Consider the following 251-nt stretch of genomic DNA (forward strand, 5'->3'; position numbering starts at 1 on the left):
GTAAAAGGCTGCTGTGGCTCACTGGCTACACACCACCCTTCTAAAATAACAATATCGACTGGCTGACTATTGGTTAACCATTTATTTTTTGCTACAGGTTCATCTTGTTGCTTGTCAAAACGCGGCAGCGGTACATTAACCTCTTTATTTAACAAGCGACTAATGGTTTTATCCATAAGGGCAACATCATGTGTGCCTGGAACTCCACGGGTGGCAAATAAACAATGCACATCTTGTGCTAGCTGCTGACG

Annotated in this window: 1 pseudogene; it reads right to left on the reverse strand. The window is 43.4% G+C overall.

Annotated elements, in window-relative coordinates:
• Positions 1-251: pseudogene (locus tag AAEY62_RS23675) on the reverse strand (HAD-IIB family hydrolase); the annotation flags it as partial.

Origin of the sequence: Pseudoalteromonas sp. GW168-MNA-CIBAN-0100 (assembly GCF_040309225.1) — a bacterium.
Lineage (GTDB): Bacteria > Pseudomonadota > Gammaproteobacteria > Enterobacterales > Alteromonadaceae > Pseudoalteromonas > Pseudoalteromonas arctica.